This window comes from Bradyrhizobium nivariense (assembly GCF_029846695.2).
Classification (GTDB): domain Bacteria; phylum Pseudomonadota; class Alphaproteobacteria; order Rhizobiales; family Xanthobacteraceae; genus Bradyrhizobium.
The window spans coordinates 74,413-97,572 of record NZ_JARWCR020000002.1; the positions used below are offsets into that span (position 1 = coordinate 74,413).

At 65.0% G+C, this 23,160-nt stretch carries 17 protein-coding genes; 9 read left to right on the forward strand and 8 right to left on the reverse strand.

Annotation, left to right across the window (positions count from 1 at the left end; genetic code table 11):
• The first annotated feature begins 1 nt into the window (after window position 1).
• The gene (locus QCM77_RS02280) at window positions 2-1,450 is read left to right on the forward strand and encodes an aldehyde dehydrogenase family protein (RefSeq protein WP_279681764.1); all 1,449 of its coding nucleotides are present in this window, start codon (window positions 2-4) and stop codon (window positions 1,448-1,450) included.
• Window positions 1,451-1,466: 16 nt separating this feature from the next.
• Window positions 1,467-3,008, forward strand: coding sequence for a galactarate dehydratase (gene garD, locus QCM77_RS02285; protein WP_279667179.1), 1,542 nt, complete (start codon window positions 1,467-1,469; stop codon window positions 3,006-3,008).
• Between the two features lie 80 nt (window positions 3,009-3,088).
• On the opposite strand, the gene QCM77_RS02290 is transcribed toward garD, so the two are convergent.
• The 3 genes from QCM77_RS02290 to QCM77_RS02300 all read right to left on the reverse strand — a co-directional run bounded on the left by QCM77_RS02290 (window position 3,089) and on the right by QCM77_RS02300 (window position 6,480).
• Window positions 3,089-4,594, reverse strand: a complete 1,506-nt coding sequence (locus QCM77_RS02290) for a CYTH and CHAD domain-containing protein (protein ID WP_279681765.1) — start codon at window positions 4,592-4,594, stop codon at window positions 3,089-3,091.
• Window positions 4,595-4,839: 245 nt separating this feature from the next.
• Window positions 4,840-5,580, reverse strand: a complete 741-nt coding sequence (locus QCM77_RS02295; protein ID WP_279681767.1) for a hypothetical protein — start codon at window positions 5,578-5,580, stop codon at window positions 4,840-4,842.
• Window positions 5,581-5,586: 6 nt separating this feature from the next.
• On the reverse strand, window positions 5,587-6,480 hold the full coding sequence (locus tag QCM77_RS02300; RefSeq protein ID WP_279681768.1) for a MipA/OmpV family protein: 894 nt from the start codon (window positions 6,478-6,480) through the stop codon (window positions 5,587-5,589).
• A gap of 350 nt (window positions 6,481-6,830) precedes the next feature.
• Between QCM77_RS02300 and QCM77_RS02305 the strand changes: the two genes are divergently transcribed.
• The 4 genes from QCM77_RS02305 to QCM77_RS02320 all read left to right on the forward strand — a co-directional run bounded on the left by QCM77_RS02305 (window position 6,831) and on the right by QCM77_RS02320 (window position 11,778).
• Window positions 6,831-7,511: a response regulator transcription factor gene (locus QCM77_RS02305; RefSeq protein ID WP_279681770.1), complete on the forward strand. Its 681-nt coding sequence runs from the start codon at window positions 6,831-6,833 to the stop codon at window positions 7,509-7,511.
• Complete coding sequence (locus QCM77_RS02310; RefSeq protein WP_279681772.1) at window positions 7,508-8,872, forward strand: sensor histidine kinase; 1,365 nt, start codon at window positions 7,508-7,510, stop codon at window positions 8,870-8,872. Before QCM77_RS02305 ends, QCM77_RS02310 begins: the two co-directional genes overlap by 4 nt.
• 182 nt (window positions 8,873-9,054) lie before the next feature.
• Window positions 9,055-9,324 carry a hypothetical protein gene (locus QCM77_RS02315; protein WP_279681774.1) on the forward strand — a complete coding sequence of 90 codons (270 nt, stop codon included), beginning with the start codon at window positions 9,055-9,057 and terminating at the stop codon, window positions 9,322-9,324.
• A gap of 189 nt (window positions 9,325-9,513) precedes the next feature.
• Complete coding sequence (locus QCM77_RS02320; RefSeq protein WP_279681776.1) at window positions 9,514-11,778, forward strand: TonB-dependent siderophore receptor; 2,265 nt, start codon at window positions 9,514-9,516, stop codon at window positions 11,776-11,778.
• A gap of 10 nt (window positions 11,779-11,788) precedes the next feature.
• On the opposite strand, the gene QCM77_RS02325 is transcribed toward QCM77_RS02320, so the two are convergent.
• Window positions 11,789-12,136 (reverse strand): hypothetical protein, encoded by a 348-nt coding sequence (locus QCM77_RS02325; protein WP_279667170.1) that lies wholly within the window; start codon window positions 12,134-12,136, stop codon window positions 11,789-11,791.
• Window positions 12,137-12,535: 399 nt separating this feature from the next.
• Between QCM77_RS02325 and QCM77_RS02330 the strand changes: the two genes are divergently transcribed.
• Window positions 12,536-13,636 (forward strand): hypothetical protein, encoded by a 1,101-nt coding sequence (locus QCM77_RS02330; RefSeq protein WP_279681778.1) that lies wholly within the window; start codon window positions 12,536-12,538, stop codon window positions 13,634-13,636.
• A 52-nt stretch (window positions 13,637-13,688) separates the two neighbouring features.
• Here QCM77_RS02330 and QCM77_RS02335 read toward each other — a convergent pair whose 3' ends face one another.
• Both QCM77_RS02335 and QCM77_RS02340 read right to left on the reverse strand, forming a co-directional pair.
• Window positions 13,689-14,291, reverse strand: a complete 603-nt coding sequence (locus tag QCM77_RS02335) for a DUF2147 domain-containing protein (protein ID WP_279667168.1) — start codon at window positions 14,289-14,291, stop codon at window positions 13,689-13,691.
• A gap of 124 nt (window positions 14,292-14,415) precedes the next feature.
• Entirely contained in the window at window positions 14,416-15,444 is a 1,029-nt protein-coding gene (locus QCM77_RS02340; protein WP_279681779.1) for an NAD(P)/FAD-dependent oxidoreductase, read from the reverse strand.
• 172 nt (window positions 15,445-15,616) lie between these two features.
• On the opposite strand from QCM77_RS02340, the gene QCM77_RS02345 reads away from it, so the two are divergent.
• Window positions 15,617-16,084, forward strand: coding sequence for an acyl-CoA thioesterase (locus QCM77_RS02345; RefSeq protein WP_279667166.1), 468 nt, complete (start codon window positions 15,617-15,619; stop codon window positions 16,082-16,084).
• Window positions 16,085-16,117: 33 nt separating this feature from the next.
• Here QCM77_RS02345 and QCM77_RS02350 read toward each other — a convergent pair whose 3' ends face one another.
• Window positions 16,118-16,438 (reverse strand): 2Fe-2S iron-sulfur cluster-binding protein, encoded by a 321-nt coding sequence (locus tag QCM77_RS02350; RefSeq protein ID WP_148740958.1) that lies wholly within the window; start codon window positions 16,436-16,438, stop codon window positions 16,118-16,120.
• Between the two features lie 168 nt (window positions 16,439-16,606).
• On the reverse strand, window positions 16,607-16,981 hold the full coding sequence (locus QCM77_RS02355; RefSeq protein ID WP_279667205.1) for an Hpt domain-containing protein: 375 nt from the start codon (window positions 16,979-16,981) through the stop codon (window positions 16,607-16,609).
• A 396-nt stretch (window positions 16,982-17,377) separates the two neighbouring features.
• Between QCM77_RS02355 and QCM77_RS02360 the strand changes: the two genes are divergently transcribed.
• Window positions 17,378-23,092 carry an apolipoprotein A-IV repeat region-like domain-containing protein gene (locus tag QCM77_RS02360; protein WP_279681782.1) on the forward strand — a complete coding sequence of 1,905 codons (5,715 nt, stop codon included), beginning with the start codon at window positions 17,378-17,380 and terminating at the stop codon, window positions 23,090-23,092.
• Window positions 23,093-23,160: the final 68 nt, after the last annotated feature.

Consider the following 23,160-nt stretch of genomic DNA (forward strand, 5'->3'; position numbering starts at 1 on the left):
CATGACTGCTATCCTGAAGAACTTCATCGGCGGCGAATGGGTCGACGGCTCCGGCGTCACCAAGAACATCAATCCCTCCAACACCAACGACCTCGTCGGCGAATACGCCAAGGCCGACAAGGCGCAGACCGAGAAGGCGATCGCAGCCGCCAAGGCCGCCTTCCCCGCCTGGGCGCAGTCAACGCCGCAGGTGCGCTATGACGCGCTGAACAAGATTTCTCTCGAAATCATCGCCCGCAAGGAAGAGCTCGGCCGCCTGCTCGCCCGCGAGGAAGGCAAGACGCTGCCGGAGGGTATCGGCGAGGTCGCCCGCGCCGGCCAGATTTTTGCGTTCTTCGCCGGCGAAGCACTGCGCCTGATCGGCGAGAAGGGCGCCTCGGTGCGTCCCGGCCTCGACGTCGAGCTCACCCGCGAGCCGGTCGGTGTCGTCGGCATGATCACGCCCTGGAATTTCCCGATCGCGATCCCGGCCTGGAAGATCGCCCCGGCGCTCTGCTACGGCAACACCGTGGTGTTCAAGCCGGCTGAGCTGGTGCCGGGCTCGGCGCATGCGCTGTCCGAGATCATCACCCGTTCCGGCATTCCCGCCGGCGTGTTCAACCTGTTGATCGGCTCCGGCTCGGTGGTCGGCCAGACCCTGCTCGAGCACCCGGATGTCGCCGCGATCTCCTTCACCGGCTCGGTGCAAACAGGACGCAAGATCGCGCAGGCCTGCGTGCTGTCGAACCCGATGAAGAAGTTCCAGCTCGAGATGGGCGGCAAGAATCCGCTGGTCGTGCTCGACGACGCCGACCTCAAGACCGCCGTCGAGGTCGCCGTCAACGGCGCCTATTTCTCCACCGGCCAGCGCTGCACCGCCTCGTCCCGTCTGATCGTCACCGAAGGCATCCATGACCGCTTCGTCGCGGCGGTGGCGGAGCGGCTGAAGGGCCTCTCGGTGGACGACGCGCTCAAGGCCGGCGTGCATATCGGCCCCGTGGTCGACCAGAGCCAGCTCGACCAGGACCTGCGCTACATCAAGATCGGCCAGGACGAGGGCGCCAAGCTCGCCTGGGGCGGCGAGCTGCTCAAGCGCGAGACGCCCGGCTACTACCTGCAGCCCGCGCTGTTCACGGAAGCCAACAACAACATGCGTATTGCGCGCGAAGAAATCTTCGGGCCAGTGGCTACCGTCATTCGCGCCAAGAACTACGAGGAGGCACTGGCGATCTCGAACGACACCGAGTTCGGCCTTGCTTCCGGCATCTGCACCACGAGCCTGAAATACGCATCGCATTACAAGCGCAACAGCGAGTCCGGCATGGTGATGGTCAATCTGCCGACCGCCGGCGTCGACTATCACGTGCCGTTCGGCGGCCGGAAGGGTTCGAGCTACGGTGCCCGCGAGCAGGGCTCCTATGCCCGCGAGTTCTACACGACGGTGAAGACCGCCTATACCTATCCCGGCTAACCACGGGGACTACCAAATGGACCAGGACGTCGCAGCGAAAGAGCAGCCCCGCTACATCAAGCTCAACGATCGCGACAATGTCGCGATCGTGGTCAATGATTTCGGGCTTCCCGCCGGCTCCCGCTTTGCCTGCGGGCTGACGCTGCGCGCCTTCGTGCCGCAAGGACACAAGACGGCGCTGGTCGACATCGTGCAGGACGCTCCGATCGTCCGCTACGGCGAGGTGATCGGCTACGCGCTTTCGCCGATCCTGGCCGGCGAGTGGGTGGATGAAGCGCGCATCCGCATGCCGGAGGCCCCTGCCCTCGACAAGCTCGAAATCTCGACCGCCGTGCCCGCGCCGCTGCCGCCGCTCGATGGTTTTACCTTCGAGGGTTTTCGCAATTCCGACGGCTCGGTCGGCACGAAAAACATTCTCGGCATCTCCTCCTCCGTGCAATGCGTCAAGGGCACGATGGAATATGCCGTGAAGCGCATCCGCACCGAGTTGCTGCCGAAGTACCCGAACGTCGACGACGTCGTGCCACTGACGCATGCCTATGGCTGCGGCGTCGCCATCTCCGCGCCCGACGCCGTGATTCCGATCCGCACGCTGCAAAACATCGCGCTCAACCCGAATTTCGGCGGCGAGATTCTGGTCATCAGCCTCGGCTGCGAGAAACTGGCGCCCGAGCGGCTGGTGCCGGAAGGCGTCAGCGACGCCATCGTGCGCATGCAGGACGAAGCCTTCGACGGTTTTGGCGCCATCGTCGACGCGATCATGACCCAGGCTGAAGCCCGCCTGAAAATCCTCAACAAGCGCACCCGCGAGACCTGCCCGGCCGCCGATCTCGTCATCGGCCTGCAATGCGGCGGCAGCGACGCCTTCTCCGGCGTCACCGCGAATCCCGCCGTCGGCTTCGCCGCGGACCTGCTGGTGCGGGCCGGTGCGACCGTGATGTTCTCCGAAGTCACCGAGGTGCGCGACGCGATCCAGTTGCTCACCCGCCGCGCCATCAACGAGGACGTCGGCCGCGCGCTGGTGCGCGAGATGGCCTGGTACGATTCCTATCTGGCCCGCGGCGGCGCCGACCGCAGCGCCAACACCACGCCGGGCAACAAGAAGGGCGGGCTTGCCAACATCGTCGAGAAATCATTGGGCTCGATCGTCAAGTCCGGATCAAGCGCGATCACCGGCGTGCTCGCGCCCGGCGAAAAGGCGACGCAGAAGGGCATGCTGTTCGCGGCAACGCCGGCGTCCGACTTCATCTGCGGCACGCTCCAGCTCGCCTCCGGCATGACGCTGCAGGTGTTCACCACCGGCCGCGGCACGCCCTATGGGCTTGCCGCTGCGCCCGTGATCAAGGTCGCGACCCGCAGCGAGCTTGCCCGGCGCTGGAAGGACCTGATCGATTTCGATGCCGGCGGCATCGCGACCGGCGAGAAGACCATCGAGGAAACCGGCTGGGACCTGTTCCGCCTGATCCTCGACGTCGCCAGCGGCCGCACGCAACCCTGGTCGGATCGCTGGGGCATCCACAACGATTTGACGCTGTTCAATCCGGCGCCAGTGACCTGAGAGCGAACCGTGGCCGAAGCGGCAACGAAGAGACTGGCGACGCGCCGGTCAAATAACTCCGTCTCCCGTCAGCGGCCCCTTTAGAGCCCCTCCAGTGCCCGCGCCTCGCGAGCCGCGACTGCCAGCAACGGCCTGATGGCACGATCCTCACGGCCAACCACCACGCCCGACGCGAACGCGCCGGCGCGCCCGTTCCGTCGCGGCATGTGAAGTGCGGCATCGACGGCCATCTCGCGATGCGCGATGAAGTCATTGAGCGTACCCAGCGCGTCCTGAATCCTCTTCAAGTGCTTCGATATGCGCGCAAGCCGTTTCCGCTCGCCCTTGCCGTCGAAGAGGCTGCCGAAGAACTCCGTCGCATATCTGATCTTCTTGGCTCGGATTCTGAACTTGTGCCGCGCGCCGGGAGACATCCTGTCGAGATGGCGACCATCCTTACGCGCCTTCCTGATACGGCGATCGAGCACGGCAGATACGAACTCTGCGATCGGCATCTCCGCTCTTTCGGTCGCAATCGTTCGGTCCGATTCGATCCATTCGAGCGTATCGATCAGCAGCGAACGAAAGCGTTCGGAATTCACCGCCTTCCTGGCGCGGTCGAAGGCGAGATCCCGCCTATCGCAAAACTCCTGCTTGATCGCTTTGCCACCGCGGCGCAGCAATGCGTCACGGCTTGCCGGCTCGATGTTTTCCTTCACAAACACGTCGATTTCACGTGCGGGAGCGAGTTCGCCAGTGAGCCATTTCAGTTCGGACTTGATGACTTCGACTTTTGTGCCGGATAGGACTTTCGAGAACAGGGAGACCGCCGCACGCAATCGACGCAACCCCACGCGCATCTGATGGATACCTTCCGCATCGCCATTGCGGACCGACTCGGTATTGCCCGAAAAATGGCGCGCCGTCGCAACAGCAATGGCCCGGAACGCCTCGCCCGCGCTCATGTCGCCCTTCAGCTCAATGGCGCCGGCAAATACGACCGGATGCTCTTTGCCATGCGCAAGCGCATAGCCACGATCCGATTTCGAGCGGAGGTCGAGTTCGGCCCGCGATTTTCGCTCGATCCTCCTCGCAACACGGAACAAGTCCGCGAGCCGACCGCTCTTCAGCTCGAGTTCGAGTTCCCCGATCGGGCTCGCGCGATGCCCGGCGACGATGCGGCCGCGATCGACAGCAAGCTCGATCTCGCTCCTTCTGGTACGAATCGGCAGCGTGATGCGCCGTACCGACGTTTCGAACACCGGTTTCAGCTTGCGTCGCAACTTCTTTGAAGCGATCGGCGCCAGCGGCGTACCGCGCGCTTTGCCGAGATCAGGCGCGTCGTCGGTAATCTCTGTTTCCCATTCACCGCGGCCGAGCTGCACCCCGTTCGCCGACTTGACGGTCTGGAGACGCCTATCACCGTCGCGGCGCACGCGAAGCGTGAGGCCGTGCTGCTTCAACTTGCGTTTGCGGGTATCGAAGTAAGTCGACACCAAGTCGCGCCGCGCTTGCTCACCGACCCTGCCGCCTGCAACGCGTCCGCTCGCGACCGTTCCGAGATAACGTGCGGGCACCCGAAATTTCAGTTCCGTCTCAACAGCCATGGCTCACTCCACCGTCCCCGCCGCCGCCGGCTCACCGAGGATAACGCACGAGAAGCGCTCAAGGTGCCGCGATGGCGGCATCGCAACCGGCGAGAAGACCATCGAGGAAACCGGCTGGGACCTGTTCCGCCTGATCCTCGACGTCGCCAGCGGCCGCACGCAACCCTGGTCGGATCTGGGGCATCCACAACGATTTGACGCTGTTCAATCCGGCGCCGGTGACTTGAGAGCGACAAGCCGGCCGGTCACCGACTGTCGATCAGGTGCATGTCGCCCAGCGTGACCGGCAGGCTGCGCGCAATGAGATCCGCAATCGCCGCGCGCAGCCGCTCGCTCGAAGCCGGACCGTCGAACGCGTCGTCGACCGGCCCGCTCGGACCGGCGAGCCGCATCGTCCCGGTGTTGTCGAGCGGCGCGGCTGCCCTCTTCTCGATCACCTCGAACGTCTTGCCGTCGATGACGCGGACTTCGTACAGCGCGTAGATCAGTCCGTAGTTTGCAAGCAGCGTCCGGTATTCAGCGAACCCGATACCGTCGACCGTGCGGCCGTTTCCGAGTTTCGATTTTGCTCGCGTGATGACGATATAGGCGTCAAGCCCTTGCGGGGCTACATCGGTGCGAACCAACTCCCTAAACGGATCGCTGCGCAGGAGATTGACGGGCGCAACCGGTGAATCCCTGATCGCGGCGAACGCGGCGCGTCTGTAGCTCACGGCCTGCACGCGAAAGCGTCCGCTCAGCAGCCTCGCGGCCTGCTGGACGATCAGCTCGTCCAGACCCCATGCGCTGATCGAGACGCTTTGCCCGGTATTGCCCAGGCCGGTCAGGCCGGCCTGCGTCAGGCTCATCTCCTCGCCGACGGCCGAGACGATGCCGACGGTCTTGATCGCCTGGAGCCGGCTCGCGCGCGTCTCGAACGCGGCGGCGGCACTGAGGACGACGGACGCGACCGCGAGGCCGACCCATAGAATGACAATGCGGCGCATGGCGAGCTATCGAATCCTGAAGTCGAACGAATAGGAAGCGCCGAGGCCGATCGTGGTCTGGTTCGACGATCCACGCAGCTTCACGAGCGGGCTGGCCGCGGCATCGCCAAGCAGCTTCTCGTATTCGACATAGGCATGGACCTCCCACTGCGGATTGATGCGGTAGGAGATCTGGCTGCCGAAGCCGACCGAGTGCGCGCCGCCCTTGGCATCGTACATCGGCAATCCGGACGCCAGCGCCTGCGCGGCGTCGACGCCGAAATACGGTGCGGTCGCCTTGGTGCTCTTCCAGGTGAAGCGCGGGCCCGCCGAGATCGTGAGCCGTTGAATCAGCGGCACGATGACGTCGGCGGAGAGATCGGCCACCGTGCCGGTATGGCCACCCATGCCCTGACGCAATTCGCTGCGCAGGCGCAGCCAGTCGACCGGAAAATACTCGACGAAACCACCGAGCTCGTATGCGGCCTTGACGTCGCCAAGGCCGGTCAGCTCCGAATATTTGTCGCTCTTGCGCGACGAGACGTATCTGAACGCAGGTCCCGCGCGAAAATTGCCGACGTCGAGCAGCGCAATGCTGGCGCTGTCCCGAGGCCCGCGAAACTGGTCGACCGATCCGGCACGGCGGATGGAGAAGATCGGGATCGGGAGAAACTTCCCGTTCTTCGAGCCAACGAAATCCGGCGTGTACTCTCCGCCGATGCCGACCATGACGGTCCAGTTGCCGGAGGGCGAAGGCAGCATCGGCAGGTCGAACGGCGGGGCCGGCAGCGTGAACGCGGTTTGCGCCGATGCGGATGGAGGGATCGCCATGATCGCGCCCAGTGCGGCAAGGAGGGCAGTCAGCAAAGTCTGCCGCGCGCTCGCCGCGTGCTGGAGAGCGGCTTCGTCAAAATGCTTCATTACGGGACCCCGAACCGGCCTTCCTGGCCTGGTCGACTGATGTGGTTGGAGCCACAGCATGTGGTCCGGCAAAATTGCCCCAAGATTGCAGGGCGAAAGCCGTTGCCCCCAATCCGTTCCCGGCGCGCGTCGGGCGCGCCGCCGGATCAACATTGCCCGAACATTGCCGGGCCGCGCTCACGCCCCTAAACTTTGACCGCCAGCGCCGGTGAGCGCCCTCGTCCTCGCCTTTTATTCGCCAAGCTCGCTGCCTTAAAGGGAACCTCGCGCACGAACCGAAACGCCGGACTTCGGCCAGAGAGCGTCAAGGTCGGGGTTCAATTGCCCCAGCAGAGTCAAGGACGACCCGCGTGCGCTCCCTCGTGATCGAAGACGAACCGCAGATCGGTGCCTATGTCAGCCGCCTACTCGGGCAATTGCACGGTATTGTCGACCTCGTCGGCTCCATTGCCGATGCCCGTCAGGCGCTGCACAACTTCAAATATGATCTCGCGATCGTCGACCGGATGCTGCCCGACGGAGATGCGCTTCAGGTGGTCGCGGCGCTGAACCAATCGGCCGAACGTCCCGCCATCATCATGCTGACGTCCAAGGACGCCAAGGAGGATGTCGTCGACGGCCTCAACGCAGGTGCCGACGACTATCTGGGAAAACCATTCGAGCCGCAGGAGCTGATTGCGCGGGTGCGCGCCGTGCTGCGGCGGCCCCGGCTGCTCGCGCCCTCGGTGCTGTCGCTCGGCAATGTCGAGCTGCATCTCGGCAGCAACGAGGCCGTGGTCGCCGACACGAAGATCCTGCTCAGGCGGCGGGAGGCACTGATCCTCGCGGCGCTCCTGATGCGCCGCGACCGCGTCATCACCCGCGCCGCCCTGATCGAGGAGATCTACGGTTTCGACGACGAGATCGAATCCAACACGCTCGAAGCGCAGGTCTCGCGATTGAGGAAGAAACTGGCTGCACTCGGCGGCGACGTCGAAATCCGCAGCATGCGAGGCATCGGTTACATCCTGCGGCTGGCAAATTCTCGATGAGGTCGATCGCCCGGACGTTTGCGCTGTCGCTCGGCATCGCCGCGACGACGATCTTCCTGATCATGCTCGGCATCTTCATCTGGCGCTATCCGATGGAGGAACGCGAGTTCAGGGCCTGCCGGGTCGTGGCTGCCATTCTCGATCGTGCCACTGTTACCGAAGGGCAAAACCTGACGGTACGCCCGACTCCCGCCCTCAAGGAATTGAAAGCGGACAGCCCAAACCTCTGGTACGTCGTGTCCGCCGGCGATCTCGTCAGCGAGTACGGCAGCGAACACCGGCCCGCCCTCCCCTTCGCGTTTCCCTATCACGGGCCGGTCGGCTCGTCCGTCTTCAGCACACTCGACCAGAAGAGCACCTTCTGTCTCGCCGCTGCGCAACGGGGGTCGTTGCAGCTCACGATGATAGTGGGCGAGCCTCAGGTCCGCTTCGGCCGGATTGCGAGGAACTTCCTCGTCCGCAGCATTTTTTCGATCATCCTGCTGGGGCTGGCGTTTGCGGCGACCGTCGCCATCGGTTCGGCGCTGGCCGCACGGTTCGTCTCACGCGGCATTGAGCGGGTCGCGCGCCGCGCGCTCGCGATCGATCCATCGGCCCCGCAAGGCTTGATATCCTTGTCCGAAGTCCCCTACGAGCTGAAGCCATTGGTCGAGGCGCTGAACCGCGCCTTCGGCGAGATCGACGCCTATATCAGGATGCAACGCCGCTTTCTCGGCAATGCCGCCCATCAGCTCCGCACGCCGCTGACTCTGCTGCGCGCGAAGATCGAGGACGTGCGCGAGCCGGCGCTGAAAGTCGAGCTGGTGCGCGACGTCCGCCGTCTCACCTCGCTGGTCTCCGCCATGCTCGACCTGGCGCGTTTGCAAAACCACGCGATCGAGAAGCGGCCGATCGATCTCGGCGAAATCACGCTGGACGTGCTGGCCGATTTCGGTCCCTCGGCACTGGACGCCGGTATCGAGCTTGCGCTGGACCAGGACGAGAAAGGCCCCTTCCTGGTGCAGGGCGTCGACGCCGCCGTTCGCAGTGCGCTCGCCAATCTCGTCGGCAACGCACTCGTCCACGCCCATGGTGCGCGACGCATCGTCGCCACGCTCGGTCGCGGCAGCATCTCGATTGACGATGACGGTGCGGGCCTGCCCGACGGTGCGGAGCACAAGCTGCTCGAACCGTTTCAGACCGGCAACAGTGCGGGCGACGGCGCCGGCCTCGGCCTGTCGATCGTCCGCGAGATCATGGCCGCGCACGGCGGCGAGTTGGTCATTTCCTCAGAGCCGGGCCGCGGCACGACGATGAGCTTGCGCTTTCCCGAGGCGATGGCGACGGCCCAATCTCCGCAGTTGGATCTGCAGGCGCGCTAGCGAGGCACTTCGCGAAGCCGTCCGGAAACATTGGGCGCGGAAAACTTCTTCCTCGTTTCGTTCTGTCGCATCACGCAATGAAATATATCCGCGGATGGCGTCGAATGTTCGCACACAAGCGAACCTGTCGCGGCATCGCCGCGACAAAACCTCCGATTGCCATTTTCCACGGAGATTTTCCAATGCGTATTCTTTCGATGATTGCCGTTGCCGCAGCGATGATTGCCAACTCGGCCGGCGCATTCGCCGGCGAGCTTCCCGCTTACGAAGTGAAGTCGTTTCCGATCTCGGCGACGCAAGTGCAGGTGCTCGGCGGTGCCGGCGTCGAGGAGCAGTCGGCCGCGCCCGCCATGATCGTCGCCGGCATGCCCGCCTCGCCCGCGCAAATGTCTGTGCTGTCGCCGCGCGTGAAGCGGCTTGCGAGCGCCGTCGCGGCGAGCGAGCGGCGTTGATCGCCAACGCGGAGACGCACCACCTCATTCTCTCCTTCACGCATCCGCGCGCCGACATCAACCGGCGCGCGCTCGATTTATATGAATACTAATTCCAAATCCGACGATTGAGGAACGTTGCGTCTCTCCTGCACTTCAAGCGCCAGATCACGCTTGTTAGTCGTCCCGTCGCAAATGATGGGGTCGCGAATGACAACATATCTGAGAACGACGGCGAAATTGATCGGCGGCGCCCTGCCGCTGTTGGCAGGCTTGTTGGACGCGGCGCCGGCCGACGCGCAATCATCGGCGCAGGAACTGCCCGCCGTCGTCGTCGAGCAGTCGTCGTCGCGGCCGACCGCACGTACCCGTCCGCTTCGCTCCCGGCAATCAGCGCAAGCCGCGAGCCGCCATCGTCAGGCCGAGCGCGCGCCATCGAACGCCGATGCGTCGGCCGCCGGCGCGGGCGCGGAAACGGCGACAGGTCCCGTCCGCGGCTATGTCGCAACCCGCAGCGGCACCGGCACAAAGACCGACACGCCGCTGCGCGAGACGCCGCAATCGATCAGCGTGGTCACTGCCGACCGCGTCACCGACCAGGGCGCGACCACCGTTCAGGAGGCGCTGCGCTATGTCCCCGGCGTGTTCGCCGATGCCTACGGCGCGGATTCGCGCGGCGACTATCCGCGCATCCGCGGCCAGGACCCGAACGTCTATCTCGACGGCACGCGCATGGTGAACACCAACAACTTCAACGAATGGCGGCCCGAGCCCTACACGCTGGAACGCATCGAGGTCTTGCGCGGGCCCTCGTCCGTGCTCTACGGCGACACCTCCACGGCCGGCTTGTTGAACCTGATTTCGAAGCGGCCGCAGGCGGAAGCCGCCAGCGAGATCGGCGTGCAATATGGCAGCTTCAACCGCAAGCAGGTGCAGCTCGACTCCACGGGAAAGCTGACCAAGGACGGCGAGTGGCTCTATCGCTTCATCGGCGTATACCGCGACAGCAACACGCAGACCGATTGCGTCAAGGACGACCGCATCCTGCTCGCGCCGTCACTGACCTGGCGGCCGACCAACGCCACAAGCTGGACCGTGCTCGGCACCTATCAGAAGGACACCACCGGTTCGTCCACGGCCTTTCTGCCGCATGAAGGCACCCTGTTTGCCGGCCCGAACGGGTACATTCCAGTGCGGCGCTTCGCCGGCGAGCCGGGCTTCGACAAATACCAGACCGAGACCGGCGCAATCAGCAGCCTGTTCGAGCACAGCTTCAGCGATGGCCTGAAGATCCGGCAGAATCTGCGTTACGCCCATGTCGAGGGCATCTACCGGTCGACCTGGCCGGATCTGAACTTCGTCGATCCGAGCGATCCGAACTATCCGTTTCTCGATTCCAGCCGACGTACCGTGGCACGCAACGTATGGAGCCGTGAGACGGTCAAGGACAGCCTGACCTCGGACAGCAATGCCGAGCTGAAATTGCACACCGGGCCGGTCGCACACAAAGTGTTGCTCGGCACCGACTACCGCGAGGTCAGGGAGCGCGCGCAATCGGGCTTTGCTACGGACCCCACGCCGTTCGATCTCTACGCGCCGGTCTACAGCGGCGTGACCGCGCCGGCGATGTCACCCGAGCCGGATCTCCGCCAGAGCCAGCTCGGTCTCTACGCCCAGGACCAGTTGCGGCTCGGGCCGTGGCTCGCCGTGCTTGGCCTGCGCCACGACCACGTCACCAGTGACACGCAGGGCTCTCCGGTCGAGCATTACCAGGCGACCACGGGCCGCGCCGCGCTGATGTACGAACTGCCGTTCGGCGTCACGCCCTACGTGACCTATGCGCAGTCGTTCAACCCGGTGTTCGGCAGCGGTGTCTGCGCCGCGGGAGTCTGCGCACCGCAGCGCGGCGAGATGGTGGAGCTCGGCTTCAAGTACAATCCGACGCCGGGCAATGCGATCAACGGTGCGATCTTCGACACCACCGAACGGAATCGGCTCGCCAACGACCCCGACAATCCGATGTTCTCGATCCAGACCGGCAAGGTCCGGATCCGCGGTGCCGAGCTCGAGGTGCTGGCGCGCATCACGCCGGAGCTCGATTTGATCGGTGCCTACACCTATCTCGATGCCCGCGTGGAGAGCGGCGACAACGCCGGCAAGCATGTCGAGACCGTGCCGGACCATCAGGCCTCGCTCTGGGCGAAGTACCGCCTCTCTTTGCTCGGCCTGTCCGGCGTCACGCTCGGCGGCGGCGTGCGCTACATCGGTACCTCCTGGGACGGCACCGATACAATCCGCACGCCCGATTACACCCTGTTCGATGCCATGGTCCGTTACGACAACGGCCCCTGGCGACTTCAAGTCAATGCCAGCAATCTCTTCGACAAACGCCATGTCACCACCTGCCTGGCGCGCGGCGACTGCTTCCTCGGCATCGGCCGCACCGTGCTCGGCAGCGTCACCTATAAATTCTAGCAGCGGGCCCTTACGTCATGCTGCCCGGCATGAAGCAGCGCACGCGCGGATGGCCGTCGATATAGTGCTTCCACACCATGGTGCGGCCGATCTTGTTCGGCTCGGTGATGACGGCGCCGTCCGGCACGACGACCCATTCGTCGTCGAGATGCACGCGATAACGGCCCTTGTCGGATTCCCAGTCGACATCGGCGATCACATAGCCGTCGGCATCCGAGCAGCATTGGCCGTATTCGCTGTGCAGGCTCTCGAACCAGGGTTTTAACGGCGAGTTCGCGTAGCGCCCGTCGTCGCGTGCCAGCGTCGGGGTCGTCAACAGCCCCAGCAGTGCAGCGGCACATAGTCTTGCAAGTCGCATGTCGTCTTCCCGCGGATCGCAATTCTCGCCGCGAGGGATAGACGACGTCGGCCGCCTTCTGCGCCTTCAGAAGGCACAGAGACCGCGACTCGCTCCCCCAGCAGCTTTGCAACAGCTATGCAAATCCGGCGCCAGCGCGCATTCCGGAGAACTACTGCCGCACGGCGTTGCCCCGACCGGCGGGCACGTCCTGCATGTCCAGCGCGCCGTCGATCTGCCGCAGCTCGTTTGGAGGCTTTCCTTGTTGCGCGAGGACGTGTACGAAATTGCCGCGGGCACAACCGTATCGTTTAATCAACTGTTTCAATTAGAGAAATCGGGTGTTGGCGTGACCGGCATTATACCGTCAGCGCTATGAGTTCGAGAGAGTTGCTTCCGGGCCAGCAGGACCCGACCGATTTGCCCGCAAACGAGGTGCAGTTTGCGCTGGTGATTTCGCGCATGCTCGAGACGGTGAAGGACGACCCGGAAGCAAGGCGGCAGATGGTCTACGATCTTGCCCGCTACAAGCTCCAGGAGCAGTTCACCTACGCCGACGCCAGGAACATCGACCAGATGAAGCGGGCCCTCGATGTCGCAATCGAGGAGGTCGAAAAATTCTCGCGTGAAGAGGCGCCCCTGGAGCGCTTGCCGCACCAACAACTCACATCGTCGAAGGCGGCCGAGACGGGCGGATTTCTGGTGTCCGGCGACGCGACCGTTCTGCGATCAGGGATCGGGATATCCCGCAGCAAGCTGCCCGCGACCTCAGGCCCGCTCTGGCCGGTGATCAAGCGTACGGCGGCCATCCTGCTTGCCGCCGGCGCCGTCATTCTCATCGTCTCGCAGCGAGACAATATCGCCGCGCTGCGCCGGCTGATTTCGTCCCAGCCTCCGGAGATCGCGCTGGTCGCGCCCAAACCGGAGTCGACCATCACGGTCGCCAAGCCGGAAATGGTAACACCTGCCGCCTCTGCCGCGACGCGCGTACTTCCGACCGACTACGGCATCTACGCCCTGATCGACGATCAATCGCTGGCGGAGTTGAACGCGACCGGCGTGATGGCGCCCGACATGCGGATCGCGATTTCACCGGAGTTCAAGAAGCCCGATCGTCCACATTTGCCGAACGGGCGCGTCAAGTTCATCGCGTTTCGCCGCGACGCTGCGAGCTCCATCCCGGAGCGCGTCGAGGTTCGAGTCGTCGCAAAGATCGCCAGAGAGTTTTCGACCGACGCCGCAGGCAAGAATCTGAGTGGCGGAGACGATGTCGGCGTCATCCGCAACTTCGCCTATCCGTTCCGGGTGTCGCCGATTGCTGGGAAACCCGAGATGTACGAGCTTCACTCTGGCGCCTCAGAGCTCGAGTTGCCGCCGGGACATTACGTCCTCAGTCTGGGAACGCAGGCCTATTATTTCCAGGTCGACGGCGAGATCACCGATCCCCGGCAGTGCCTCGAGCGCGTCGTCGCCGGCAACGGCACGTTCTATGCGCCTTGCAAGAAGGCGCGGACGTATTGATGATCTCGTAGCGCGGGTGAGCGCAGCGACGCCCGGGGAAGCGGGGAACGCCCTACTGCTTCGGCGCAGGCGCCATCATCGCGCCGCCCTTCTTCGCCGCAGGCGCGGGCGGCGGCTTGGTCGCAGCGGTCGCTTGCGCCGGGAGATATTTCGCGACGATGGCGGGATCGACCTGGGCGATGTTGGCGTCGGGAAGACGCGTCCAGGTCTCGTCCTTGCCGAACAGGGAGATGCCGAGGAAGCCGCGCATCGTCAGCGTCTGCCCGTCCGGGCTGACCGTCATCTTGGCCTTCCAGATGTTGCCGTCGCGCGGATTGACCACGTTGCCGCCGTCATACTTCAAGCCGTCGCGCTTCATGTCGCGGATGAAGGAGAGCCCGAGCACCGGCGCGTTCTTGCGATCGTCCGTGCATTTCGCGCAGATCTCGTTCGGATCGTCGCCGGGCCGCGGAAAGGTTTTTGCGATGACGCCTTCGAACACACCGCTGTGGTCGATGAAGAGAAACCATCCCACCGTCTTGCCGTCTTCCACCTTCTGCCAGAGGCCTGCGGCGGTCGGCTGCTGCACTTGCGCGGCGGCCGGGCTCAACGCACCGAGCGACATCGCGAGCGCGAGGAGCGAGAACACCCGAAAGCTGGAAAAGAGATTCCGCATTATCATCACCTTGCTGAGCCAATCACCCTGCTAAGCCGCCAACTGCAATGGCCGCAGACTACGGCGATTTCGCGAACCGTTCCAGCACCAGAAACATGGGGCATCGCCGCCCCGCAGGCCGCCGTCAGTTGACACCGAGCTTCTTTTGCAGGCTGGACGACGAGGTCGTGTACTGGAACACGAGCCGCTTCTCCGGGTAGACGTAGCGATGGGCTTTTTGCGACATCAGCGCGGCCTCGTGGAAGCCGCACAGGATCAGCTTGAGCTTGCCGGGATAGGTGTTGATGTCGCCGATCGCGAAGATGCCTGATACGTTGGTCTCGAACGCGGATGTCTCGACCGGCACCAGATTGTTCTCCAGCGAGATGCCCCAGTTCGCGACCGGACCGAGCTTCATGGTCAGCCCGAAGAACGGCAGCATGGTGTCGCAGGCAATTTCGGTCACGCTGTTGTCGTTACCCTTGACGGTGGCGCCGCTCAGCTTGCCCTCGGTGCCTGACAGCGCGGTGACCTGGCCGAGCCGCAGATCCATCTTGCCGCCAGCTACCAGCGCGCGCATCTGCTCGACGCTGTGGGGGGCGGCGCGAAAATCGTCGCGACGGTGCAAGAGCGTGATGCGCTTGGCAATCGGATGCAGATTGAGCGTCCAGTCGAGCGCGGAATCGCCGCCGCCGACGATCAGCACGTTCTTGTCGCGGAACGTCTCCATCTTGCGCACGGCGTAGTGCACCGAGCTTCCTTCATAGGCTTCGATCCCCGGCACCGGCGGACGCTTGGGCTGGAACGAGCCGCCGCCGGCAGCGATCACCAGCACCTTGCATTCGAACACCTTGCCGGCATCCGTCGTGCAGCGGAACAGGGGGTTGCCGATCTTCTCCACGGTCTCGATCATCTCGCCGAGATGGAAGGTCGGATGGAACGGCTTGATCTGCTCCATCAGCGCGTCGGTGAGGCCTTGCCCCGAAACGTGCGGAATGCCGGGAATGTCGTAGATCGGCTTTTCCGGATAGAGCTCGGCGCACTGGCCGCCGATCTTGTCGAGGATGTCGACGAAATGCGCTTTCATGTCGAGGAGGCCGAGCTCGAAGGCGGCGAACAGACCGCAGGGGCCGGCGCCAATAATCAGCACATCGGTTTTGATCGCGTCGCTCATGTCGTCTCTTTATCGGTTGGACGGCGCCCGGCGGGCAGAGGTGACCCTGCCTGTCTAGCCAACGGGGATGGATCAGGGAAGGCATAAAAGCGGGAGCGCCCCGCCGCCGCGCCCACTTGCCGGGCCAAAATAACTGGGCTGTAACGAGGAAGGATATGACGGAGATCAATCGGTGAACGCACCAAGCCGCCTCGATACGACGCCGCGCCTGGAGGACTACCCCTATCGCATCAGCGACAACGTCCGCTTCGGCGATCTCGATCCGAACCAGCACGTCAACAACGCGGTCTACGCCACCTATTTCGAGACCGGACGTGTCACCCTGATGAAGAGCCCGGAGTACGGGCTGACACCGCCGGGGCTCGCCTGGATCATGGTGCGGCTCGACATCCATTTTCGCGCAGAGCTGCATTGGCCGAGCACGATCGAGCTTGGCCTCGGCGTCGCGAAGCTTGGACGAACGTCAGTAACCTTCGAGCAGGTCGTGTTTTCGGAAGGGAAGTGCGTCGCGTCTGCGATGTCGGTCGGCGTGATGATCGACGAAACGTCGCGCCGACCAACGCCGCTGACCGCGGAAGTGCTCGACAAACTCAGACCCTGGCACAAGCGCGGCATCGAGGTCGTGCCGCCGAGCTCATAATTCAATCAACGAGGATCAGGCTTGTAACGGGGGTCAGGCCTGGCGTTCCGGCGTCGCCACGACCAGCCCGTCGAGTTCGTCGGAGACCTTGATCTGGCAGGACAGGCGCGAGTTCGGGCGCACGTCGAAGCCGAAGTCGAGCATGTCCTCCTCCATCGGCGTCGGGCTGCCGACCTTCTCGCGCCAGACTTCGTCGACATAGACATGGCAGGTGGCGCAGGCGCAGGCGCCGCCGCATTCAGCCTCGATGCCGGGAATGCTGTTGCGGATGGCGGCTTCCATCACGGTCGCGCCGTTCTCGACGTCCACCGTACGGGTTTCGCCCTTGTGATCGACAAAGTGAATTTTGGCCATGTGTGCTCGTGCTGCCGCGATCTTGGGAATGAAGGAGGGTCCGGGCTGTCCTATAACGGGTCGGTCAGCCCGGCGCCATAGCGTTTTGATAAGACCTAAATCCCCGCCTTCGCGGCAAGAAAACCCGTCAAAACAAAAGACTAGAGCACGGTTCTGGCCCCTTTCGCCCTAGTGCTTCAGGATCGCCTCGATGGCGGCACGAGCCTCTGTCACCGCCTCTTTCAGCGCGGCGAAGGCGTGGGGCCGGCCCTGGCCGGTCCGGATCGCGGTCTCAAGGCTGGCTGCGGCATCCGCCACCGCAAAGGCGCCGATCCCGCGCGCCGAGCCCTTGAGCTTGTGGGCGAGTGCGCCCGCCTCGGCCGGCTGCGCTGCCATTGCCGCGATCAGGCGGACCGCCTGCTCGGCAAACATCGCCAGCACTTCCTGTTCCAGCTCGGAATCGCCGAGCGTCATGCGGGAGAGGTGATCGAGGTCGAGCGGACTGTCGATGGGTGCAAGCGGGGGCGAGGGCATCCAGTCCATCCGTTGCAGTTCAGGCGTCATGCGCAGGCCCCGGCATCGCGCGATGTCCGCCGGTCCGGCGGTCAAGTTCCCTCCACCCAAGCATGGAAATGGTTAACGAAATGTTCCGGCTGCTTTGCGCAAATCTGCCTGTTTATTGACGAAAAGTTGCCGCAATCCGGCGAGTCCGGTGGAGAATTTCATTTATTGCTAAGGCGTTACGGCGCGATCCTGTTAACGATGATTAAGAATGTCTTAATCGCAGGCATTTCATTCGCGACGCTCTGCCAATAGGATGTTTCGGAAATTGGCGGACAAGCCGTCCGGGCGGGGACGGCTCGGGGATCCGCGCAAGCGGCATGATCCGGACTGTGGGCTTGCGTAGCGCGCAGAGCTCGCGGGGGACACGCGTACAAGTAACGAGGGCTCGGACTGAACATGGCGAACACTCCGAAAAAAGTCAAAGACCCCACAGAAGATGCGCTTTCTGCGATCCAGGAAGCCCTGAACATCAGCGACACGGCTGCGGACACCAGCCGCAATGCCTCGATGCGCAACGAAACGTCGCCTCCGGGAGCGCCGCCGGCTCCCCCGATCTTCGACGAACCGAGTTTCGAGCCGCGCGCTGCCGCGAACGAACGCGCGATATTCGACCCGATCGAGGAGCCGCGTAGCTCGCGCCGCGCCGCCAATGACGATCGCGAGACCATCGGCCAGTTGCTCCAGGCGCTTCAGAAGGGTCGCCCTGCCCGCAGCGTCTACACCTTCGCCACCATCTTCGCCGGCGTCTGGCTCGCAGCCTGCGCCGCGCTGACGGTCGGCTTCCTGCCGTCGATCCAGGCCGCCATGGGCCAGAGCGGCGGCGTGCTCGTCATCGCCGGCCTGATTGCGATGTTCTTCGCGCCGATCATGCTGTTCTACTTCCTTGCCAGTCTCGTCTGGCGCGGCCAGGAAATGCGCATGATCGCCCAGGCGATGGCGCAGGTCGCGATCCGCTTCTCCGAGCCCGAGGGCTCGGCCTCCGATTCCATGGTCACCGTCGGCCAGGCCATCCGCCGCGAGGTCGCGGCGATGGGCGACGGCATCGAGCGCGCGATCGCGCGCGCCGGCGAGCTCGAGACGCTGGTTGCCAACGAGGTCGCGGCACTCGAACGCGCCTATTCCGACAACGAAGTACGTATCCGCGCCCTGCTCCAGGACATCGCGCATCAGCGCGACAATCTGGTCGGCCAGGCCGAGCAGGTCCGCAGCGCCATCTCCGGCGTGCAGATCGATCTGCGCCATGACATCGCGCTGATCTCGGACGCGATCGCCTCGCGCGTCGACGAGGTCGCCAAGAGCATCACCGGCGCTCTCGAAGAGCGCGGCGCCCACATCACCGGTGCGCTCAGCAACGCCGGCGACAACATGATCCTCGCGCTCGGCGAGCGCGGCGGCGACCTGCTCGACCGCCTCGAGGAGGCCAGCAATGAGACCACGCGCGCCGTGCTCGACGCCAGCGAGCGGCTGACCACCAGCCTCAACTTCAAGACCGGCCACGTCCACGACGAGTTCGTCGACCTCGCCGACCGCGTCCACGAGATGCTGAACGAGCGCATCGACCGCATCACCGGCGAGTTCGAGCAGCGCTCCGCCGCGATCGTCGACGGCATCTCCGAGCGTACCGAGCAGGTGCACGACAGCCTGAAGAATTCGTCCGACTCGCTGCTGCTCGAGCTCGAGCTGCGCTCCAACGACCTCTCCGCCAAGATCGACGACGCCGGCAACCGCCTCGCCGGCCAGATCATGACCTCCGGCGACAAGGCGAGCGAAGCGCTCGACGCCACCGTCAACACGCTGGTCGCCAAGGTCGTCAGCCAGACCGAGACCGCGCACGACTCGCTGTCGCTCCAGATGAGCGCCTTCGACGAGCTGGTGAAGAACCAGGGCACCGAGCTGGTCGAGAAGTTCGCCCGCGACTCCGGCACGCTGGGCGCGCTGATCACGCGCCACATCTCCGAATTCGACCGCACCGTGAAGACCTTCGGCGGCGAGATCGTCGATCGGATGGGCCAGCGCACGCAGGACATCCATGAGTCGCTGAAGAGCTATGTCGACAATTTCGACACCCGCTTCACCTCCAACGGCGGCGCGATCACGGCTGTGCTCGACCAGCGCCTGGTGCAGTTCGAGACCACGATCGGCGAACGTGTCACCAACCTCGATGCCTCGCTGAACGGCAAGATCTCCGGCCTCGACTCTACGATCGACGGTCACATCAAGACCTTCGACGAGCAGCTCGTCGGCCGCGTCGCCGCGCTCGAACAGTCGTTCGATACCCGTGCCAAGTCGGTCACCGAGACCATCGACGGACGCCTCAACACGCTCGCCTCCTCGCTGACCGACGGTGCCGCGCAGGCGATCCAGTCGATCGACTCCCGCCTCACCCACCTCACGACGTCGCTGACCGACGGCGCATCGCAGGCGATTGAGACGATCGACACCCGCCTCAACTACCTCACGACCTCGCTGACCGATGGCGCATCGCAGACCATCCAGTCGATCGATACGCGCCTCACGCATCTGACGACCACCCTCACCGGCGGCGCGTCGCAGGCGCTCGAATCCATCGACACGCGCCTCACCTACCTGACCACCGCGGTGACGAACGGCGCCGCGCAGGCCGTGCAGTCGATCGACACCCGCCTCACGCTCCTGACCTCGACGCTCACGGACGGCACCGCGCAGGCGATCGAGGCGGTCGACCGCCGCATCACCGGCGTCACCGAGATCATCGACGGCCGCAGCACACACCTGACCGACACGGTCACGGCGCGCTTCCAGGACATCCACCAGGCCATCGAGACCAAGGTCGGCTCGGTCGCCAGCGACATCGACGTGCGCGTGGCACAGTTCGAGGACCTGCTCGGCTCGCGCGTCGAGGCCGTCGCCGGCCGCATCGAGAGCAGCGGACGCCAGGCCAGCGAGGACATGATGTCCCGCGCCGAGATGATCTCGACCGCGATCCGCTCGCATGTCGAGGACGCCGAGCGCTCGCTCACCAACCTCGTGGTCAACACCAGCGAGACCATCCAGACCGGTGCGCGTACCGCGCAGCAGTCGCTGATGACGGTTTCCTCCGACGTCAACGCCCAGCTCAAGATGACCTCCGCCGAGGTCGAGCGCGCGCTGACCGCGGTCGGCACCGGTGCCGCGAACTCGATCCTGAGCAGCGCCCGCGAAGCACAATCGACGCTGGTCGCAGCATCCGGCGATGCCTCCAACCAGATCAAGTCGCTGTCGGCCGACGTCGAACGCACGCTGTCGTCGGCGGGCTCGGCGACCGCCGCCTCGATCCTGGCCGGTGCCCGCGAGGTGCAGACCACGCTCGTCACGGCGTCCTCGGACGCGGCCAACCACGTCAAGACCCTCACCGCCGACGTGCAGCGCTCGCTGTCGATGGCCGGCTCCTCCACGGCCGAATCCATCACCGCCGGCGCCCGCGATGCGCAGAGCGCGCTGATCGCGGCTTCGAGCGAGACCGCCAACCAGATCAAGGCGCTGTCCTCGGACGTGCAGCGCTCGCTCTCGATGGCGGGCACCGCAACGGCCGAGACCATCATGACCGGCGCCCGCGAAGCCCAGAGCACGCTCGTCAACGCGTCCTCGGATGCGGCGAGCCAGGTCAAGTCGCTCGCGGCCGAAGTGCATCGCTCGCTCTCGCAGGTCGGCCAGTCGACCGCCGAGACGATCACGACCAGCGCCCGCGACGCCCAGAGCACCCTGCTGGCGGTCTCCGCTGAACAGACCGGCCAGGTCCGTTCGCTGGCGGCCGAGATGCAGCGCGCGCTGGCGACCGCCGGCGGCGCCACCATCGAGGCGCTCACCAGCGGCGTGCGCGAGGCCCAGGGTACGCTGATCTCCGCCTCGACGGACGCTGCGAGCCAGATCAAGTCGCTGACCACGGACATCGAGCGCACGCTGACCTCGGTCGGCGCCGACACCGCCTCGACCATCCTCAACAGCGCACGTGAGGCGCAGACCTCGCTGACCTCGACCTCGGCGGACGCCGCGAGCCAGATCCGCACGATCTCGAGCGAGATCGAACGCACGCTGAGCACGGCCACCGCGAACGCGACCAACGACATCCAGACCAGCGCGCTCAACGCCCAGAACGCGCTGATCAACGCCTCCAACGAGGCGAGCTCGCGGGTCAAGTCGAGCTCGGCGGATGTCGAGCGCTCGGTGCTCGCCGCCAGCAGCAGCTTCGGCCAGGCCATGACCGGCAAGACCGACGAGATCGTCACCTACGTGCAGCAGCAGTCCGACCGTCTCGCGAACATGATCGACGCCAAGCGCGGCTCGCTCGTGGACGCGATCGGCTCGAAGACTAGCCAGCTCACGCTCGACATCGACCGCGTCACGTCCGACGCGCTGAAGTCGATCGAGACGCGCGGCCACGCGTTCTCGCAGACCATGATGGGCAACGGCTCCGAGGTGGCGCGGACCATCAACTCGGCGAGCGAGATGGCGACAGGTGCCGTCAACAAGTCGCTCAAGGACCTCGAGCAGGCCTCGCGCGCGGCGATCGACCAGTCGCGCCAGGTCTCGATCGCGGCCGTCACCGAAATGCAGGAGACCAGCAAGATCCTGCGCACCGACACGGTCGCCCTGTTCGAGCGCCTGCGCGAAGGCAACATCCTGCTGCAGGAGGTGCTGACCGGTGCGCACGACAACCTCAACTCGCTCGAGCGGGCGCTGGTGACGCGTGTCGCCGACTTCGTCTCGGCGATGAACGACGTCACCTCGCGCAACGGCGCTGCGACGCAAAACCTGGAAGACCAGCTCAACGTCTTCAACAGCAAGACCACGCGGGCGCTCCAGGATCTCGGCGAGCTGTCGACCCAGTTCGACGCGCACGGCAAGGCACTCGTCGAGGCCGCGCAGGTGGTGGAGCAGAGCAACAAGAACACCACCGCCTCGCTCGCCGAACGCAAGCAGGCGCTGGAATCGCTCGTCACCACGATCGACCTGCGCACCACCGATCTCGACCAGCGCCTGTCGCGCTTCACCGGCCTGCTCGATGAATCGCTGGCCGCTGCCGAAGAGCGCGCCCGCGACATCGCCCGCGTCGTCGCGGAGACCGCAGGCGCAGGTTCGGCCGCGATCACCCGCCAGTTCGAGGCGGTACGGTCGGCCTCCGAAGAGGAGCACCGCCAGACCATCGAGTCGATGCACGACATCTACCGCCAGACCACCGACGAGGCGGATACGATGTTCAAGCAGTCGGCCGAGAAGTTCGGCAACCTCGTCTCCAGCATGAAGCAGATGGCGTTCGAGATGCACAACGAGCTCGAAGCCACCCGCAACGAGCTGCGCCGCGGCGTGCTCGAGATGCCGCAGGAGGCCGCCGAGAGCACCGCGCAGATGCGCAAGGTGATCGTCGACCAGATCGAGGCGCTCGCCGAGCTCAACCGCATCGTGGCCCAGCACGGCCGCGGCCTCGACGTCTCCACGGCGGGCCGCGCTTCTGTCGCCGTCCAGCGCCAGGAAGAGCCGATGATGGCAACCGCCGGCGGTCGTGGTACCGAGACCCGCATGCGCGACACCGGAAGCGCCTCGACGCTGCCGCCGCCGGACCTCGGCATGCCGGCTCCCTCGCGCCGCACCGAAGCGCCGCCGGTTGCGCCTTCCAGCAACGACCAGGGCCGTGACGGCTGGCTGTCGGACCTGTTGAACCGCACGGACGCCAACCAGGGCGCGCCGACCGGACGTGAGGCCCCGCGTGGCCGCGCCGCGGCACCCGCGCCGCAGCCGCAGGCCCCGCAGGGTGGCGGCAATCCGCTGGAATCGCTGTCGCTCGACATCGGCCGGCTGATGGACCGCAACCTCGCCGCCGAGATGTGGGACCGCTACCAGCGCGGCGAGAACAAGGCCTTCACCAAGCGCCTCTACACGCCCGCCGGCCAGAAGGCCTTCGACGAGGTCGCCCGCAAGTATCGCTCCGACCGCAACTTCAAGGCGACGGTCGACCGCTACGTCGCCGAGTTCGAACGCCTGCTCGACGAAGTCGCCCGCGACGGCCGCGGCCCGCAGGAGCTGCGCAACCACCTGACCTCGGAAACGGGCCTGGTGTACACGCTGCTCGCGCACAGCGCGGGACGGCTGGGGTAAGACGCAGCGAGCAAATGACGAATAAGGAAACGGAGGCCTCGCGGCCTCCGTTTTGTTTTAGGCGTCAT

Coding starts and splice junctions, on each gene's coding strand:
- QCM77_RS02280 (WP_279681764.1), top strand. CDS start 2: ATGACTGCTATCCTGAAGAACTTCATCGGCGGCGAATGGGTCGACGGC.
- garD (WP_279667179.1), top strand. CDS start 1,467: ATGGACCAGGACGTCGCAGCGAAAGAGCAGCCCCGCTACATCAAGCTC.
- QCM77_RS02290 (WP_279681765.1), bottom strand. CDS start 4,594: ATGGCTGTTGAGACGGAACTGAAATTTCGGGTGCCCGCACGTTATCTC.
- QCM77_RS02295 (WP_279681767.1), bottom strand. CDS start 5,580: ATGCGCCGCATTGTCATTCTATGGGTCGGCCTCGCGGTCGCGTCCGTC.
- QCM77_RS02300 (WP_279681768.1), bottom strand. CDS start 6,480: ATGAAGCATTTTGACGAAGCCGCTCTCCAGCACGCGGCGAGCGCGCGG.
- QCM77_RS02310 (WP_279681772.1), top strand. CDS start 7,508: ATGAGGTCGATCGCCCGGACGTTTGCGCTGTCGCTCGGCATCGCCGCG.
- QCM77_RS02315 (WP_279681774.1), top strand. CDS start 9,055: ATGCGTATTCTTTCGATGATTGCCGTTGCCGCAGCGATGATTGCCAAC.
- QCM77_RS02320 (WP_279681776.1), top strand. CDS start 9,514: ATGACAACATATCTGAGAACGACGGCGAAATTGATCGGCGGCGCCCTG.
- QCM77_RS02325 (WP_279667170.1), bottom strand. CDS start 12,136: ATGCGACTTGCAAGACTATGTGCCGCTGCACTGCTGGGGCTGTTGACG.
- QCM77_RS02335 (WP_279667168.1), bottom strand. CDS start 14,291: ATGCGGAATCTCTTTTCCAGCTTTCGGGTGTTCTCGCTCCTCGCGCTC.
- QCM77_RS02340 (WP_279681779.1), bottom strand. CDS start 15,444: ATGAGCGACGCGATCAAAACCGATGTGCTGATTATTGGCGCCGGCCCC.
- QCM77_RS02350 (WP_148740958.1), bottom strand. CDS start 16,438: ATGGCCAAAATTCACTTTGTCGATCACAAGGGCGAAACCCGTACGGTG.
- QCM77_RS02355 (WP_279667205.1), bottom strand. CDS start 16,981: ATGACGCCTGAACTGCAACGGATGGACTGGATGCCCTCGCCCCCGCTT.
- QCM77_RS02360 (WP_279681782.1), top strand. CDS start 17,378: ATGGCGAACACTCCGAAAAAAGTCAAAGACCCCACAGAAGATGCGCTT.